Raw genomic sequence first — 17103 nt, 5'->3', positions numbered from 1 at the left:
ATCCTTTCAGGCTGCGGTAATCAGCCAGCAATTGTGGATCTGACGGTTACGGGCAAAATCCTGGGAAAGCGTTTTTTGGGTAATTTCTTGTGCTTTCAATCCCAGTTCAGCCAAACCGTCGAGATCCATACGGAACCCACGTTTGTTGTTGGAGAACATGATCGTGCCGTCTTTACGCAGTAGACGTTTCAGATCTTTCATCAGCGCCAGATGATCGCGCTGCACATCAAACGAATCTTCCATACGTTTTGAGTTAGAGAACGTCGGCGGATCGATGAAAATCAGATCAAACTGTTCATTCGCATCACGCAGCCAGCCCAGGCAATCGGCCTGAATTAAACGATGAGCGCGACCGCTCAATCCGTTCAGGCGCAGGTTACGTTCCGCCCATTCCAGATAGGTACGCGACATATCGACCGTCGTGGTGCTACGCGCACCGCCCAATCCTGCATGTACGCTGGCGCTACCGGTGTAGGAAAACAGGTTGAGGAAGTCCTTACCTTTACTCATCTGCCCCAACATGCGGCGCGCAATACGGTGATCGAGGAATAAACCCGTATCAAGGTAGTCAGTCAGGTTCACCCACAGGCGCGCGTTGTACTCGCTTACCTCAATGAATTCACCCTTCTCATTCATCTTCTGATACTGATTCTTGCCTTTCTGACGCTCACGGGTTTTCAGCACCAGTTTGTTTGGCGCGATTTCCAGTACTGACAGCGTGGCGGCAATGATGTCGAACAAGCGTTGACGTGCTTTTTGCGCATCGACCGTCTTCGGCGGTGCGTATTCCTGAACCACGACCCAATCACCGTAACGATCTACTGCAACGTTGTATTCCGGCAGGTCAGCGTCATACAGGCGATAGCATTCAATGCCTTCCTGACGTGCCCATTTTTCCAGCTTCTTAATATTCTTGCGCAGGCGGTTGGCATAATCTTCCGCGACCGTGGCAGGCTTGCTGTCCGCAGTGGTCTCTGCAACGTGATAATTCTTCTGCACACAATCCAGCGGGCCGTTTTTCGCTTTGAACTGCTTGTCGGCACGTAATTGCAGGCTGCTGAGCAGATCCGGCGAGGCGCTGAACAACGACAAATTCCAGCCGCCAAACTGGTTTTTCATCGTACGGCCCAGCAGGCTGTGCAGAGCAATCAGCGCCGGTTCGCTATCCAGACGTTCGCCGTAAGGCGGGTTACTGATAACCGTCCCATACGGTCCTTTCGGCAGCGGATTGCTCAGTTTGGCGACATCTTTCACATCAAACGTCATCAGATCGGCGATACCGGCGCGGCGAGCATTACTACGCGCTTTTTCAATCACGCGCGCATCGCTATCGGATCCATAAAAATGCGAGGTATAGTCAGCCAGTCCCTTACGCGCACGCACCTGCGCTTCGGCTTTAACTTCTTGCCAGACAGCTTCGTCGTGTTGCGCCCAACCGCTGAAGCCCCAGTATCCACGGTGCAGACCCGGCGCGCGATCGGTCGCCCACATTGCCGCTTCAATCAGCAGCGTGCCGGAACCACACATCGGATCGAGTAACGGGGTTCCCGGCTGCCAGCCAGAACGCATAACAATAGCGGCGGCCAGCGTCTCTTTAATCGGTGCCTGACCCGCGCGATCGCGATAGCCACGCTGATGCAAACCGTCACCGCTCAGATCGAGCGCAATGCTGGCAGTATCTTTGTTCAACCAGACGTTGATGCGCAGATCCGGAGATTCACGATCCACATTCGGACGCGGCATATTTTTGCGGGTAAAGGCATCGACAATCGCATCCTTGACCTTCAGCGCGCCGTACTGGCTGTTACGAATGGTCTCGTTCAGTCCGCTAAAATGGACGGCAAACGTAGCACCAGGGTTAAATATCTCTGTCCAGTCGATTGCCTGAACGCCGAGGTACAGATCAAGATCGCTGTAGACCTTGCACTCTCCCATCGGCAGGATAATGCGCGAGGCCAGGCGGCTCCACATCAGGCTCTGGTAAACAAGCCGTGTGTCGCCCTTAAAATGGACCCCACCCTGAACGACCTGACACTCCAGCGCGCCGAGGTTTTCCAGTTCAGTTTTTAACAGCTCTTCCAGCCCGCGGGCCGTACTGGCAAACAGAGAATTCATAATGTCACTTTTACTCCGAGAAAATTGCTGCGCATTATAGCTAATATGGGCTGTATGTCATAAAGTTGAAGGCTTATTTTCATTCGAGGGGCTGTACAGTGGTCACGTTAACCCGACTTTTTATTCATCCGGTTAAATCAATGCGCGGCATTGGGCTTACGCATGCCCTGGCAGATATTAGCGGTCTCGCCTTTGATCGCATATTTATGATCACTGAACCTGACGGAACGTTCATAACTGCCCGCCAGTTCCCACAAATGGTCCGTTTTACGCCTTCCCCATTCCACGATGGGCTGCATCTTACAGCTCCAGATGGCAGCAGCGCGCTCGTGCGATTTGCCGATTTCGCTAGCCAGGATGCGCCGACGGAAGTATGGGGAAACCATTTTACCGCGCGTATTGCGCCAGCGGCTATCAACCAGTGGCTTAGCGGCTTTTACTCCCGTGAAGTACAGTTACGCTGGGTCGGCCCGCAGCTGACGCGCCGTGTAAAACGCCATGTTGATGTTCCTTTATCCTTCGCTGATGGTTATCCCTATCTGCTGGCCAACGAAGCATCCCTGCGCGATCTGCAACAGCGCTGTCCGGCAAGCGTCAAAATGGAACAGTTTCGCCCCAATATAGTAGTTTCGGGAGCTGGTGCCTGGGAAGAAGATACCTGGAAAGTGATTCGTATTGGCGACGTCATTTTTGATGTAGCAAAACCCTGTAGCCGCTGTATTTTCACGACAGTTAGCCCGGAAAAAGGCCTGAAACATCCATCCGGTGAACCGCTTGCCACACTCCAAACCTTCCGCACTGCGGTAGATAACGGCGATGTCGATTTCGGTCAGAATCTTATCGCGCGTAACAGTGGCGTTATTCGCGTCGGCGATGAGGTAGAAATTTTGGCAACCGGCCCCGCCAGAGCGTACGGCGCGGCTGAATCAGACGAAACTACACCCGAACAACAACCTGATGCCACGGTGCTTATTGACTGGCAGGGACAGACCTTTCGCGGAAATAATCAACAGGTATTGCTTGAGCAATTGGAAAACCAGGGTATCCGGGTTCCCTATTCATGCCGGGCAGGCATTTGCGGATGCTGTCGAATTCGACTGGTAGAAGGCGAAGTTAGCCCGTTGAAGAAATCAGCGATGAGGGACGACGGAACGATTCTGTGCTGTAGCTGTGTTCCCAAAACGGCAATCAGGCTGGAGAGCTAAACCGCCTGCTCAAGGCTGAAACTGTCAACAACGGCCTGCGGTTTCAGTCTGTCATTCATTATTTTAATTGCATCGCCAAGCTGCATCGTACGCCCGGCGATAACTACGCCTGGTTGCGCAAGCAGGCAAAGCGCGGCGTTTTCACCCGGCTCAACCACTAACAGGTTTACCTGTTCATCGGTATCGCTTAAATCAACACAGGCTGCGTCACCCACGACCGGCGACCAGTTAATACCGTGTGCGACAAAGTGCCAGCTTTTTGGCATTTGCGGTTTGAGATAACGAATCGCCACCAGCGCATTAAGCACCAGTTCCGCTTTTTGTTCTTTGGCTAAATCCAGGTAGCGACATTTTTCTTCAAAGGAAAAATAAAGCGCGGCGTCATCAACACAAAAACCAGACGGAGAAAATGCATCAGGAGTGAGCATTTTACGAGCAAAACGCGAACGGAATAACATGCCATTGGCTAAATCGAGCATCATACGATCGTGCTCTTCATCATAATACCAGCGCCAGTTATCGTCGGGTTTAATTCGCATCAGTTTCTCTCCTTTCCTTAATCATCACCGTTACGACAGTATCCTTTTGCCGCTTCGTTTATTGCCCTAATAATAAAAGCTCAGAATGTTTAAATAAGCAACAGTAAAGGAATATAAAACAACCAGGGCTAGAAATAAAGCCCTGGATTGTGATTAAGGTAGCATTCAGATATTGCTGACGATTTCTTTTATCAACGGCGGACCTTTAAAAATAAAGCCCGAATAAATCTGTACGAGGGTTGCACCAGCAGCTATTTTCTCACGTGCAGCAATCACCGAGTCGATACCACCAACGCCAATAATCGGCAGCTGACCTTTTAATTCCTGAGACAACTGGCGAATAATTTCTGTACTTTTTAATTGCAACGGTCGACCGCTCAGACCACCCATTTGATCGCAATTTTTCATTCCCTGAACAAGAGAACGATCGAGGGTGGTGTTAGTCGCAATTACGCCATCAATATTATGGCGAACTAAACTATCGGCGACCTGGATCAGTTCTTCCACAGAAAGATCCGGTGCGATCTTTACCGCCACCGGAACATATTTATGGTGGATCGCTTGCAGATCGTTTTGCTTATTTTTAATTGCCGTCAGGAGATCGTCCAGCGCCTCGCCGTATTGCAGCGTACGTAATCCCGGCGTATTCGGCGAAGAGATATTAATCGCGATATAACCAGCATAGGCATAGACTTTTTCCATACAAATCAGATAGTCATCTTTGCCGTTCTCTACTGGGGTATCTTTGTTCTTACCAATATTAATACCCAGAATACCGTCGAAATGCGATTTTTTAACGTTCTCAACCAGGTTATCAACCCCGTGGTTATTAAACCCCATGCGGTTGATCAAACCTTCTGCATCGACCAGACGGAACAGACGCGGTTTATCGTTACCCGGCTGAGGGCGTGGCGTCACGGTACCAATCTCAATGGAGCCAAATCCCATCGCGCCGAGCGCATCAATGCACTCCCCGTCTTTATCCAGTCCGGCAGCAAGCCCGAGCGGATTTTTAAACGTCAACCCCATACAGGTAACCGGTTTTGCCGGTACTTTCTGGCGCACAAGCGCTTCAAGCGGTGTGCCGGTAATGCGACGTAATTGCTGGAATGTCAATTCATGAGCGCGCTCTGGATCGAGCTGAAAAAGGGCTTTACGAACGAAGGGGTAGTACATGAACTCTCCTGGATTCCCGGTGTGCAAACCGGGGGCGTATTATGTGCGATCGCGAGCAAAAAGGGAATTGACCTGCGGCAATAAATAGCAATCGTTTTCCTCGCCTCTGCCTTTTTATTCAATTTCCAACTTTTCTATCCCGTATAAATCATTTCGATAAACAAAATCTCTCTGCCAGACTGCTCAAATTGTTATCAATGTTAACCAAAAGCAAACAATTAGTTATAAGGGGAGAATGAAATTATGCGCGTCATCACTCTGGCGGGGAGCCCTCGCTTTCCCTCTCGATCCAGTGCGTTACTGGAATATGCCCGAGAAAAACTTCACGGTCAGGATGTCGAAATCTTTCACTGGAACCTGCACAATTTTGCCCCAGAAGACCTGATCTATGCTCGTTTCGACAGTCCGGCGCTGAACACATTTATCGAACAATTGCAGGATGCAGACGGGCTGATTGTCGCAACACCAGTCTATAAAGCCGCTTACTCTGGCGCCCTGAAAACCCTGCTCGACCTACTCCCCGAGCGGGCGCTGGAAGGGAAAGTGGTTTTGCCGTTGGCGACCGGCGGCAGCGTGGCGCATTTACTTGCCGTCGATTACGCGCTGAAACCGGTACTGAGCGCATTAAAGGCCCAGGAGATCCTGCACGGTGTGTTTGCCGATGATTCACAGGTGATTGATTATCAGCATAAACCTCAGTTTACGCCCAACCTTCTGCAGCGTCTGGACAGTGCGCTCGATACCTTCTGGCTGGCGTTGCATCGTCGCGATGTCCAACTTCCTCAACTGAACACCCTGCGAGGTGCCGCTCATGCTTGATTTTCTCAGGCGTCACACGTCATGGCTGGCACTGACCGGGTTGTTGTCGCTGTCAACGCTGGGGCATGCCGCAGAATCGGCCCCCGATGCTCTGCGTATTGGTTACCAGAAAGGAAGCGTCAGTATGGTGCTGGCCAAAAGCCATCAGCTACTCGAGAAACGCTATCCGCAGACTAAAATCTCGTGGGTCGAATTCCCGGCTGGACCGCAAATGCTGGAAGCACTCAATATCGGCAGTATCGATCTCGGCAGTACCGGTGACATTCCGCCGATTTTCGCCCAGGCAGCCGGGGCCGATCTGGTTTACGTGGGCGTCGAGCCGCCCAAACCGAAAGCCGAAGTGATTCTGGTGCCAAAAAATAGCCCGATCCAGAGCGTCGCGCAGCTTAAAGGACATAAAGTCGCCTTCCAGAAAGGCTCCAGCGCCCACAATTTACTGCTCCGGGCGCTGCAACAGGCCGGACTGAAATTTACCGATATTCAACCAACGTATCTGACTCCCGCCGATGCGCGAGCGGCCTTTCAGCAAGGAAACGTGGATGCGTGGGCTATCTGGGATCCCTATTATTCCGCCGCGTTACTGCAAGGTGATGTACGCGTACTGAAGGACGGCTCAGACCTCAAGCAAACCGGTTCGTTTTATCTCGCCGCCCGTCCTTATGCCGAGAAAAATGGCGCTTTTGTACTTGGCGTACTGGATACCTTTAGCCAGGCCGATGCGCTAACGCTCAGTCAGCGCCAGCAAAGCATTACCCTGCTGGCCAAAACCATGGGGCTGCCTGAACCGGTGATTGCGTCTTATCTGGATCATCGTCCGCCAACCACCATTGTGCCAGTCAACGCCTCTGTTGCTGCCCTACAACAACAAACCGCCGATCTGTTTTATGACAACCGTTTGGTGCCGAAAAAAATCGATATTCGCCAGCGTATCTGGCAACCCACTCAGCAGGCAGGAGAAAAATTATGAGTCTGAATATGTTCTGGTTTTTACCCACCCACGGTGACGGTCATTATCTTGGAACGGAAGAAGGTTCGCGCCCGGTTGATCACAGTTATCTGCAACAAATCGCGCAAACGGCCGATCGTCTTGGATTTACCGGCGTCCTGATCCCAACCGGTCGCTCTTGCGAAGATGCCTGGCTGGTCGCCGCTTCGATGATCCCGGTCACCCAGAGATTAAAGTTTCTGGTCGCGCTGCGCCCAAGTGTCACCTCGCCAACGGTTGCCGCACGTCAGGCTGCGACGCTCGACAGACTCTCAAATGGCCGGGCGTTATTTAACCTGGTGACCGGCAGCGATCCGCAGGAGCTGGCAGGTGACGGCGTGTTCCTCGATCACACAGAACGATATGAAGCCTCTGCTGAATTTACTCAGGTCTGGCGGCGCTTGCTGCAAGGTGAAACGGTGGATTTCAACGGCAAACATATTCATGTCCGCGGCGCGAAGCTGCTTTTCCCTCCCGTTCAACAACCCCGGCCACCACTTTATTTCGGCGGCTCGTCTGATGTCGCACAAGACCTTGCTGCCGAGCAGGTTGATCTCTATCTGACCTGGGGCGAGCCGCCGGAACAGGTGAAAGCGAAGATTGAACAGGTGCGGGCCAAAGCAGCGGCGCTCGGGCGCAAGATCCGCTTTGGTATTCGTCTGCATGTGATCGTACGGGAGACAACCCACGAGGCGTGGCAGGCAGCGGATCGTCTGATAGCCCACCTTGATGACGACACCATTGCCAAAGCCCAGGCCGCCTTCTCAAGAACGGATTCGGTTGGTCAGCAGCGAATGGCTGCACTGCACAATGGTAAACGCGACAAACTGGAAATTAGTCCGAACCTGTGGGCAGGCGTTGGACTGGTACGCGGTGGTGCGGGTACCGCGCTGGTCGGAGATGGTCCGACTGTCGCGGCGCGTATCAATGAGTATGCCGCGCTGGGAATCGACAGCTTTGTGTTGTCCGGATACCCGCATCTGGAAGAGGCATACAAGGTTGGCGAGCTGCTGTTCCCGCATCTGGATGTTGCTATACCGGAAATTCCGCAGCCGCAATACCTGCAACAACAAGGTGAAGCGGTGGCAAACGAATTTATCCCGCGCAAAGTCGCGCAAAGCTAAGGAGCGGCTAATGGCAACGCCGAAAAACAGGTGGTTATTACGCCTCGCGCCCTGGTTTTTACCGGTAGGTTTGGTGGCGCTCTGGCAGCTCGCATCTTCAATGGGCTGGCTGTCCACTCGCATTCTGCCCTCTCCGGAAGGTGTTATCGAAGCTTTCTGGACGCTTTCCGCCAGCGGCGAGCTTTGGCAGCATCTGGCCATCAGTTCCTGGCGCGCGCTGATCGGATTCTCCATCGGTGGATCGATTGGCCTGACACTGGGACTTATCAGCGGTCTTTCGCGTTGGGGAGAACGCCTGCTGGATACCTCGGTGCAGATGCTGCGTAACGTACCGCATCTGGCGCTGATCCCGCTGGTGATTTTGTGGTTCGGCATTGATGAATCCGCCAAGATCTTTCTCGTGGCGTTGGGCACGCTGTTCCCAATTTACATCAACACCTGGCATGGGATCCGTAGTATCGATCGTGGGCTGGTAGAAATGGCGCGCAGCTATGGATTATCCGGCTTTTCACTGTTTGTTCATGTGATCCTCCCCGGCGCCCTGCCCTCGATTATGGTCGGCGTGCGTTTTGCTCTCGGGCTGATGTGGCTGACGCTGATTGTGGCGGAAACTATTTCTGCCAATGCAGGTATTGGTTACCTGGCGATGAACGCCCGCGAATTTCTGCAAACCGATGTGGTCGTGGTGGCCATTATTCTCTACGCCCTGCTCGGCAAACTTGCCGACGTCAGCGCCCAATTGCTGGAGCGAGTCTGGCTACGCTGGCATCCGGCTTACCATGTAAAGGAGGCTACCGTATGAATACCGCTCGCCTGAACCAGGGTACACCGCTGTTGCTGAGCGCCGTGACAAAACAATACGCCGCCAATACAGTGCTCAATCAATTAGATTTGCATATTCCGGCCGGACAGTTTGTTGCCGTGGTTGGCCGCAGCGGCGGTGGTAAAAGTACGTTGCTGCGTCTGCTGGCAGGGCTGGAATCGCCGACCTCAGGCGCATTACTTGCCGGAACCACCCCACTGGCGGAAATTCAGGATGATACGCGTATGATGTTCCAGGATGCGCGTCTGCTGCCATGGAAGACGGTTATCGATAATGTGGGCCTGGGTCTGAAAGGTCAGTGGCGCGATGCGGCCCGAGATGCGCTGGCCGCCGTTGGGCTGGAGAGTCGTGCTCACGAATGGCCGGCTGCGCTGTCCGGTGGACAAAAACAGCGTGTAGCCCTGGCACGGGCATTAATTCATCGCCCCGGTTTGCTGCTGCTGGATGAACCCCTCGGCGCTCTGGATGCCCTAACCCGCCTTGAAATGCAGGATCTGATCGTCTCTTTATGGCAAGAGCACGGCTTTACCGTACTGCTGGTCACTCATGACGTCAGTGAAGCGGTGGCAATGGCCGATCGCGTGTTGCTGATTGAGGACGGAAAAATCGGGTTGGATCTGACGGTGGATATTCAGCGCCCCCGCCGTTTGGGATCGGTACGGTTAGCCGATCTGGAAGCGGAAGTGTTGAACCGGGTTATGAAACGCGGCGAGACGGAACAACCGATCCTTCGACATGGATAACCGCTCAGAAAACCAGGCCCGGTAGCGCTTACCGGGCCTTTTGCCGGATGGCGGCGTTACCGCCTTATCCGGCCTACTAAACTACAGGTCAACGTTTCAGGCTAACGCTTTGTCAATCTTCTCGAACAGATCGCCGGAGAGATTCTCCAGACCTTTCAGCTGTTCCAGCGCCGCACGCATTTTCGCCTGACGTTTTGCATCATAACGTTTTAAGCGAATCAGCGGCTCAATCAGACGTGACGCCACCTGCGGGTTACGACTATTAAGCTCAGTCAACATGTCGACCAGGAACTGATATCCACTACCATCTTCCGCATGGAATGCCGCCGGGTTGCTACCTGCAAAAGCACCGATCAGCGAACGAATTCGGTTCGGGTTACTCATACTGAAAGAGCGATGCTTCAGCAGGCCGCGTACCGTTTCCAGCACGTTTTTCGCCGGGCTGGTGGATTGCAGGATAAACCATTTGTCCATCACCAGACCGTCATGGTGCCACTTATCGTCATACTCCTGCATTAGCGCGTCGCGACAAGGTAGCTGCGCCGCCACTGCCGCGGATAGCGCCGCCAGCGCATCGGTCATATTGTTCGCTTCACGATACTGCTTGCTTACCAGCGTGTCAGCCAGATGGGTTTCGCCAAAGGCCAGGAAACGCAGGCAGGCGTTACGCAGCGTACGCTTGCCAATATCGGCATGCTCAACGCGGTACTCATCAAGATGATTAGCGTTATAGATGGCGAGGAATTCATCTGCCAGCTCGGCCGCCAGCGTGCGGGTTAACGCTTCGCGTACTTCGGTTATCGCCACCGGATCGATGATGTCGAACAGTTCGGCTATTTCATTTACTGAAGGCAGCGTCAGGATCTCTGCCGCCAGCGCCGGATCGATTTTCTCATCCAGTAAAATTGCGCGGAATGCATCAGCCACGTGTACCGGCAGCGACAGCGGTTGTCCCTGCTGATGACGGGCAACGTTAAGCTTAATATAGGTCGCCAGCAGGCTTTGCGCCGCGTCCCAACGAGAGAAATCGTTACGCGCATGACGCATCAGGAAGGTCAGCTGCTGATCGCTCCATTTGTATTCCAGTTTTACCGGCGCGGAGAATTCGCACAGCAGCGCCGGAACCGGCTGGAAGTAGACGTTATCAAAGACAAACGTCTGCTCTGCCTGGGTGACGTTGAGTACAGAATTCACCGGGTGCCCGCCTTTTTGTAGCGGGATCACTTTCCCTTCGTTGTCATACAACTCGAGGGCGAAAGGAATATGCAGCGGCTGTTTTTCGGCCTGATCCGGCGTGGCCGGCGTGCGCTGGCTGATCGTCAGCGTGTACTGCTCAGTTGACGGATTGTAGTCATCACGCACGGTCAGAATCGGCGTACCGGACTGACTGTACCAGCGGCGGAAATGGGAGAGATCAACGTTAGAAGCATCTTCCATCGCCTGCACGAAATCATCACAGGTTGCAGCACTGCCGTCATGACGCTCAAAGTAAAGTTGCATCCCTTTCTGGAAGTTAGCCTCACCGAGCAGGGTGTGGATCATACGAATGACTTCAGCGCCCTTTTCGTACACGGTCAGGGTATAGAAGTTGTTCATTTCAATGACCATATCCGGACGGATAGGATGCGCCATCGGGCTGGCATCTTCAGCAAACTGCAGACCACGCATGGTGCGCACATTGCTGATGCGGTTTACCGCGCGTGAGCCAAGATCGGAACTGAACTCTTGATCGCGGAACACGGTTAAGCCTTCTTTCAGGCTCAACTGGAACCAGTCACGGCAGGTCACACGGTTGCCGGTCCAGTTGTGAAAATACTCATGACCGATAACGCGCTCAATATCGAGGTAGTCTTTGTCGGTGGCGGTATCGGTACGTGCCAGCACATATTTGGAGTTAAAGATGTTCAGACCTTTATTCTCCATCGCGCCCATGTTGAAGAAATCCACGGCGACAATCATATAGATGTCGAGGTCATACTCGAGGCCAAAGCGCTCTTCATCCCATTTCATGGAGTTTTTCAGCGAGGTCATCGCCCACGGCGCGCGGTCAAGGTTGCCGCGATCGACGTACAGTTCCAGCGCCACTTCACGCCCGGAACGGGTGATAAAGGTATCGCGCAGAACGTCGAAATCACCGGCTACCAACGCAAACAGATAGCACGGTTTCGGGAACGGGTCCTGCCACTGTACCCAGTGACGACCATTTTCCAGTTCGCCCTGCGCCACACGGTTACCGTTGGAGAGCAGGAACGGAAATTGGGTTTTATCGGCGATAATTTTGGTGGTAAAACGCGCCAGAACATCGGGTCTGTCGAGATACCAGGTAATATGGCGGAACCCTTCTGCTTCACACTGGGTGCACAGCGCTTCGCCAGACTGGTACAGCCCTTCCAGCGCAGTATTGGCCGCCGGGCTAATTTCATTCACGATACGCAGCGTAAAACGCTCCGGCAACTGACTAATGACCAGAGTGCCCTCTTCTTCTTTATACTCTGTCCACGGCTCGTCGTTCACGTGGATCGACACCAGGGTCAGATCTTCGCCATTCAGGCGCAGGGGCACATCGGACGCGCCATGACGGACAGCCTGGCTCACTGCGGTGACCACGGTTTTTTCAGCATCCAGGTCAAAGGTCAAGTCAATATCAGTAATCTGGTAATCCGGCGCACGATAGTCGTGACGGTATTTGGCTTGTGGCTGTTGTGTCATAAAAAACCTTTAGCATCTTTAATAGAGTCTCGGCTTCAGTCTATTCCTGTTGCGTAAATCGCGCTACGCAGAATGTTCATCTTTTCAGGCACAAACACCCTTTTTGCTACATTTTCATAACACGTGGCACGAATTGCCCTCGACCAGAAAGAGAGCTTATGGTGTGATCGGGGTTCAATAAATCGCTAAACAGGGTATACTCCAGCGGTTTTCTTAGTTGTTTATTGTACTAAACGCTCCCGTGAGAGGATGCTACTGCGCACCTATGACACAATTCGCTTCTCCTGTTCTGCACTCGCTGCTGGATACAGACGCTTATAAGTTGCATATGCAGCAAGCCGTTTTTCACCACTACTATGATGTACAAGTAGCGGCTGAATTTCGTTGCCGTGGCGATGACCTGCTCGGTATTTATGCCGATTCTATTCGTGAGCAGGTGAATGCTATGCAGCACCTGCGACTGCAGGAGGATGAGTACCAGTGGCTCTCCGGCCTGCCTTTCTTTAAAGCTGATTACCTCACCTGGTTACGTGATTTCCGCTATAACCCGGAACAGGTTTGCGTCACCAATGATAACGGCAAGCTAAACATCCGCTTAACCGGTCCGTGGCGTGAAGTGATCATGTGGGAAGTCCCGCTGTTAGCGGTGATTAGCGAACTGGTACACCGTTACCGTTCACCTGAATCAGGCGTCCCGCAGGCACTCGATGAGCTGGAAAGCAAACTAGTAGAATTCTCTGCTTTAACGAAAGATGTCGATATGTCCCGCTTCCATTTGATGGATTTCGGTACGCGTCGTCGTTTTTCGCGCGAAGTACAGCAGGCTATCGTTAAACGCCTGCAGCAAGAGCCCTGGTTTGTCGGCACCAGTAACTACGATCTGGCCCGCCGCCTGTCATTAACCCCAATGGGTACGCAGGCGCATGAGTGGTTCCAGGCTCATCAGCAAATCAGTCCAGAACTTGCCACCAGCCAGCGCGTAGCCCTGGCAGCCTGGTTAAATGAATACCCTGATCAACTCGGCATTGCATTGACCGATTGCATTACCATGGACGCATTTTTACGCGACTTTGGCGTTGAGTTTGCTACCCGCTATCAGGGTCTACGCCATGACTCAGGCGATCCGGTGGAATGGGGTGAAAAAGCCATCGCCCATTATGAAAAACTGGGTATTGATCCGCTGAGCAAAACGCTGGTCTTCTCAGATAATCTCGATCTGAAAAAAGCGATTGAACTCTACCGCCACTTCTCTTCCCGCGTACAGTTGAGTTTTGGTATTGGGACACGGCTAACATGCGACATTCCGCAGGTTAAGCCACTCAATATTGTGATCAAGCTGGTGGAATGTAACGGCAAACCGGTGGCGAAGTTATCTGACAGCCCGGGTAAAACCATCTGCCACGATAAAGCATTTGTTCGTGCACTGCGCAAAGCCTTCGATCTCCCGCATATCAAAAAAGCCAGTTAAGCCTTCCAGGGAGCCATTTTGGCTCCCTTTTTCGCGTTTATTTCCGAAATCTTTCACTCCAGCTACGAATTCTGCTTGTCTGATTGCAGATGCCAGGTAACATAGGTATCCCCCCATTACGGGTGGACATGTGTTTATATATCCGACTATTAACAGAGAGAATATTATGAGCGTTGTGCCTGTAGCCGACGTACTCCAGGGCCGCGTAGCCGTTGACAGCGAAGTCACCGTGCGCGGATGGGTGCGTACCCGCCGAGATTCAAAAGCTGGCATCTCCTTCCTCGCCGTTTATGACGGTTCCTGCTTTGATCCTGTACAGGCCGTCATCAATAATTCTCTGCCCAATTACAATCAGGACGTACTGCGCCTGACGACGGGTTGTTCAGTTATCGTAACAGGTAAAGTCGTTGCATCTCCTGGACAAGGACAGAGCTTTGAAATTCAGGCCACTGAGGTTGAAGTAACGGGCTGGGTTGAAGATCCTGACACTTACCCAATGGCAGCCAAGCGTCACAGCATTGAGTATCTGCGTGAAGTGGCGCACATGCGTCCGCGTACCAACATGATTGGTGCGGTAGCGCGTGTACGTCATACGCTGGCGCAAGCTCTGCATCGTTTCTTCCACGAGCAGGGTTTCTTTTGGGTATCGACTCCGTTGATCACCGCTTCCGATACGGAAGGTGCCGGTGAAATGTTCCGTGTTTCTACGCTGGATCTGGAAAACCTGCCGCGTAACGATCAGGGCAAAGTCGATTTCGACAAAGACTTCTTTGGTAAAGAAGCCTTCCTGACCGTTTCCGGTCAGCTGAACGGTGAAACCTACGCCTGCGCCCTGTCTAAAATTTATACTTTTGGCCCGACATTCCGTGCAGAAAACTCTAACACCAGTCGTCACCTGGCAGAGTTCTGGATGCTGGAACCAGAAGTGGCTTTTGCTGACCTGAATGATGTTGCAGGCCTGGCTGAAGCGATGCTGAAGTACGCGTTTAAAGCCGTACTGGCAGAGCGTGCGGATGATATGAAATTCTTCGCTGAACGTGTCGACAAAGATGCAATTTCACGCCTGGAACGTTTCATTGACGCTGACTTCGCGCAGGTGGATTACACCGACGCGGTAAGCATTCTGGAAAAATGCGGTAAACAGTTCGAAAACCCGGTTTACTGGGGTGTGGATCTGTCTTCTGAGCATGAACGTTACCTTGCTGAAGAGCACTTTAAAGCGCCGGTGGTAGTGAAAAACTACCCGAAAGATATCAAAGCGTTTTATATGCGCCTTAACGAAGACGGTAAAACCGTTGCTGCAATGGACGTACTGGCCCCGGGAATCGGTGAAATCATCGGTGGTTCTCAGCGTGAAGAGCGCCTGGACGTGCTGGATGCCCGTATGCTGGAAATGGGTCTGAACAAAGAGGATTACTGGTGGTATCGCGACCTGCGTCGCTACGGTACCGTTCCGCATTCCGGCTTCGGATTGGGCTTCGAGCGTCTGATCGCTTACGTCACCGGCGTACAGAACGTCCGTGATGTTATTCCGTTCCCGCGTACTCCACGTAACGCCACCTTCTAAACGTGCGTTATTGTTTCAAAGGCCAGCATTGCTGGCCTTTTTTATACCCTTTTAGTGCTATCTGGATACCCATCTCACGTTAAACACAACCTTTCAATCCCCTCCACCTGTTACGTAATATTTCATCGCAACACATTTGCACAAAAAATAATCAGCAATTTTATTGTGGATTAGCATTTTCTGATTAAATAGTACATTTTTTAACCTCTAGCACGGCATTCCAGACGTCCAAAAATCGTTACCTGTAAAATCCGAACTTTCCGGCATAACGGATAAAAAATGACCTTAGCAAAATTAAACATAAGAAAATCATATAAATAGAAATAAAAACGAGAATTTTAAGCGCAGGGGCATTCGAAGTTTGACGCTGTTCACAAAGTTGCACAAAAATAACATCTTGTTACACATTTTTTCTTTTTGAAACTAAATCTTTATATTTGTAGCACTTTGACGGTAGCGAAACGGTAGTTTGAATGGAAAGATGCCTGTCAGACACATAAAGACACCAAACTCTCATCAATAGTTCCGTAAATTTTGATTGACGGAATTTATTGGCGGCAGTGGCAGGTGTCATATAAAAACCGATGAGGGTAATAAATAATGATGAAGCGCAATATTCTGGCAGTGGTTATCCCTGCTCTGCTGGTAGCCGGGGCAGCTAACGCTGCAGAAGTTTATAACAAAGATGGCAACAAAGTAGACGTATACGGTAAAGCCGTTGGTCTGCACTATTTTTCCAAGCACAACGGTGAAAATGCCTACGCCGCTAACGGCGATCAGACATACGCCCGTCTTGGTTTCAAAGGGGAAACTCAGATTAACGACCAACTGACCGGTTACGGCCAGTGGGAATACCAGTTCAGCGGCAATAACTCCGAAGGTGGTAGTGACGCTCAGAACGGTAACAAAACTCGTCTGGCATTTGCCGGTCTGAAATTCGGCGACGCGGGCTCCTTCGACTACGGTCGTAACTACGGCGTCGTATACGATGCACTGGGTTACACCGATATGCTGCCAGAATTCGGTGGTGATACCGCTGCTTCTGACCAGTTCTTCTCCCAGCGTAACGGCGGTCTCGCAACCTACCGTAACTCTAACTTCTTCGGCATGGTTGAAGGCCTGAACTTCGCCGTTCAGTACCTGGGCAAAAATGAGCGTGATGACGCGCGTCGCTCTAACGGTGATGGTGTTGGCGGCTCAGTAAGCTACGAAATGGATGGCTTCGGTATCGTGGGTGCTTACGGCGCAGCTGACCGTACCAACGCGCAAGAAACGCTGACCTATGGTCGCGGTGCAAAAGCTGAGCAGTGGGCTGCTGGTGTGAAATACGATGCGAACAACATCTACCTGGCGGCGAACTACAGCGAAACCCGTAACGCTACCCGTATCTCTAACGGTTATGCTAACAAAACTGAAGACGTACTGTTGGTTGCTCAGTACCAGTTCGACTTCGGCCTGCGTCCGTCCCTCGCCTATACCAAATCTAAAGGTAAGGACATTGAAGGCATCGGTGACGTAGATCTGGTGAACTACTTCGAAGTAGGTGCGACTTACTACTTCAACAAAAACATGTCCACCTATGTTGATTACATCATCAACCAGATCGATTCTGACAACAAACTGGGCGTAGGCTCTGACGACACCGTAGCAGTCGGTATCGTTTACCAGTTCTAATAGCAGACCTCTTTGTTAAATGCCTATAAAACAGGACTTCGGTCCTGTTTTTTTATATCTGCTAGCGAATTCTTGCGTCTTAAAAAAACACCTCAGCTTTTCGTCAGTAACGGTTGGCATTTTGTAAATCTACCGTTAACCTGATAGCGGACTTCC

At 52.0% G+C, this 17103-nt stretch carries 13 protein-coding genes; 9 read left to right on the top strand and 4 right to left on the bottom strand.

Going from position 1 to position 17103, the window contains the following annotated elements; all coding sequences use genetic code 11:
• Positions 1 to 6: 6 nt before the first annotated feature.
• Positions 7 to 2115 (bottom strand): bifunctional 23S rRNA (guanine(2069)-N(7))-methyltransferase RlmK/23S rRNA (guanine(2445)-N(2))-methyltransferase RlmL, encoded by a 2109-nt coding sequence (gene rlmKL, locus OGY68_RS09125; protein WP_003831977.1) that lies wholly within the window; start codon positions 2113 to 2115, stop codon positions 7 to 9.
• 98 nt (positions 2116 to 2213) lie between these two features.
• Here rlmKL and OGY68_RS09120 point away from each other — a divergent pair, with 98 nt between their 5' ends.
• Positions 2214 to 3320, top strand: a complete 1107-nt coding sequence (locus OGY68_RS09120) for a YcbX family protein (RefSeq protein ID WP_057067101.1) — start codon at positions 2214 to 2216, stop codon at positions 3318 to 3320.
• Here OGY68_RS09120 and zapC read toward each other — a convergent pair.
• Together zapC and pyrD are read right to left on the bottom strand one after the other, a co-directional pair.
• A complete protein-coding gene (zapC, locus tag OGY68_RS09115) occupies positions 3317 to 3859 on the bottom strand; it encodes a cell division protein ZapC (RefSeq protein ID WP_003035852.1) in 543 nt (180 codons plus the stop codon). The two genes, OGY68_RS09120 and zapC, sit on opposite strands and share 4 nt — an antisense overlap.
• Positions 3860 to 4024: 165 nt before the next feature.
• A complete protein-coding gene (gene pyrD, locus OGY68_RS09110) occupies positions 4025 to 5035 on the bottom strand; it encodes a quinone-dependent dihydroorotate dehydrogenase (protein WP_003831973.1) in 1011 nt (336 codons plus the stop codon).
• Positions 5036 to 5278: 243 nt separating this feature from the next.
• On the opposite strand from pyrD, the gene ssuE reads away from it, so the two are divergent.
• The 5 genes from ssuE to ssuB are packed head-to-tail and all read left to right on the top strand — an operon-like array spanning position 5279 to position 9529.
• A complete protein-coding gene (gene ssuE, locus OGY68_RS09105; protein ID WP_048235697.1) occupies positions 5279 to 5854 on the top strand; it encodes an NADPH-dependent FMN reductase in 576 nt (191 codons plus the stop codon).
• A complete protein-coding gene (locus OGY68_RS09100; protein WP_048235698.1) occupies positions 5847 to 6821 on the top strand; it encodes a sulfonate ABC transporter substrate-binding protein in 975 nt (324 codons plus the stop codon). Before ssuE ends, OGY68_RS09100 begins: the two co-directional genes overlap by 8 nt.
• Positions 6818 to 7963 (top strand): FMNH2-dependent alkanesulfonate monooxygenase, encoded by a 1146-nt coding sequence (ssuD, locus tag OGY68_RS09095; protein WP_048214511.1) that lies wholly within the window; start codon positions 6818 to 6820, stop codon positions 7961 to 7963. The genes OGY68_RS09100 and ssuD overlap by 4 nt, the downstream gene beginning before the upstream one ends.
• A gap of 10 nt (positions 7964 to 7973) precedes the next feature.
• The gene (gene ssuC / locus OGY68_RS09090; RefSeq protein ID WP_048235702.1) at positions 7974 to 8765 is read left to right on the top strand and encodes an aliphatic sulfonate ABC transporter permease SsuC; all 792 of its coding nucleotides are present in this window, start codon (positions 7974 to 7976) and stop codon (positions 8763 to 8765) included.
• Complete coding sequence (ssuB, locus tag OGY68_RS09085; RefSeq protein ID WP_032942896.1) at positions 8762 to 9529, top strand: aliphatic sulfonates ABC transporter ATP-binding protein; 768 nt, start codon at positions 8762 to 8764, stop codon at positions 9527 to 9529. Before ssuC ends, ssuB begins: the two co-directional genes overlap by 4 nt.
• Before the next feature lie 96 nt (positions 9530 to 9625).
• Here ssuB and pepN read toward each other — a convergent pair whose 3' ends face one another.
• The gene (gene pepN / locus OGY68_RS09080; RefSeq protein ID WP_286580977.1) at positions 9626 to 12238 is read right to left on the bottom strand and encodes an aminopeptidase N; all 2613 of its coding nucleotides are present in this window, start codon (positions 12236 to 12238) and stop codon (positions 9626 to 9628) included.
• A 265-nt stretch (positions 12239 to 12503) separates the two neighbouring features.
• On the opposite strand from pepN, the gene pncB reads away from it, so the two are divergent.
• From pncB to ompF, 3 genes are all read left to right on the top strand, one after another.
• The gene (gene pncB, locus OGY68_RS09075) at positions 12504 to 13706 is read left to right on the top strand and encodes a nicotinate phosphoribosyltransferase (RefSeq protein ID WP_003836860.1); all 1203 of its coding nucleotides are present in this window, start codon (positions 12504 to 12506) and stop codon (positions 13704 to 13706) included.
• A gap of 166 nt (positions 13707 to 13872) precedes the next feature.
• Positions 13873 to 15273, top strand: a complete 1401-nt coding sequence (gene asnS / locus OGY68_RS09070; RefSeq protein WP_020996514.1) for an asparagine--tRNA ligase — start codon at positions 13873 to 13875, stop codon at positions 15271 to 15273.
• Between the two features lie 600 nt (positions 15274 to 15873).
• Entirely contained in the window at positions 15874 to 16947 is a 1074-nt protein-coding gene (ompF, locus tag OGY68_RS09065; protein WP_032942894.1) for a porin OmpF, read from the top strand.
• Positions 16948 to 17103: the final 156 nt, after the last annotated feature.

This window comes from Citrobacter sp. Cpo065 (assembly GCF_030332805.1).
Lineage (GTDB): Bacteria > Pseudomonadota > Gammaproteobacteria > Enterobacterales > Enterobacteriaceae > Citrobacter > Citrobacter portucalensis.
This window is presented reverse-complemented; position numbering and strand designations above follow the sequence as displayed.

What these genes read in the sequence shown, in the direction of transcription:
- pepN (WP_286580977.1), bottom strand. Translation starts at nt 12,238, where the DNA reads ATGACACAACAGCCACAAGCCAAATACCGTCACGACTATCGTGCGCCG.
- ssuC (WP_048235702.1), top strand. Translation starts at nt 7,974, where the DNA reads ATGGCAACGCCGAAAAACAGGTGGTTATTACGCCTCGCGCCCTGGTTT.
- asnS (WP_020996514.1), top strand. Translation starts at nt 13,873, where the DNA reads ATGAGCGTTGTGCCTGTAGCCGACGTACTCCAGGGCCGCGTAGCCGTT.
- ssuE (WP_048235697.1), top strand. Translation starts at nt 5,279, where the DNA reads ATGCGCGTCATCACTCTGGCGGGGAGCCCTCGCTTTCCCTCTCGATCC.
- ompF (WP_032942894.1), top strand. Translation starts at nt 15,874, where the DNA reads ATGATGAAGCGCAATATTCTGGCAGTGGTTATCCCTGCTCTGCTGGTA.
- pyrD (WP_003831973.1), bottom strand. Translation starts at nt 5,035, where the DNA reads ATGTACTACCCCTTCGTTCGTAAAGCCCTTTTTCAGCTCGATCCAGAG.
- rlmKL (WP_003831977.1), bottom strand. Translation starts at nt 2,115, where the DNA reads ATGAATTCTCTGTTTGCCAGTACGGCCCGCGGGCTGGAAGAGCTGTTA.
- zapC (WP_003035852.1), bottom strand. Translation starts at nt 3,859, where the DNA reads ATGCGAATTAAACCCGACGATAACTGGCGCTGGTATTATGATGAAGAG.
- pncB (WP_003836860.1), top strand. Translation starts at nt 12,504, where the DNA reads ATGACACAATTCGCTTCTCCTGTTCTGCACTCGCTGCTGGATACAGAC.
- OGY68_RS09100 (WP_048235698.1), top strand. Translation starts at nt 5,847, where the DNA reads ATGCTTGATTTTCTCAGGCGTCACACGTCATGGCTGGCACTGACCGGG.
- ssuB (WP_032942896.1), top strand. Translation starts at nt 8,762, where the DNA reads ATGAATACCGCTCGCCTGAACCAGGGTACACCGCTGTTGCTGAGCGCC.
- ssuD (WP_048214511.1), top strand. Translation starts at nt 6,818, where the DNA reads ATGAGTCTGAATATGTTCTGGTTTTTACCCACCCACGGTGACGGTCAT.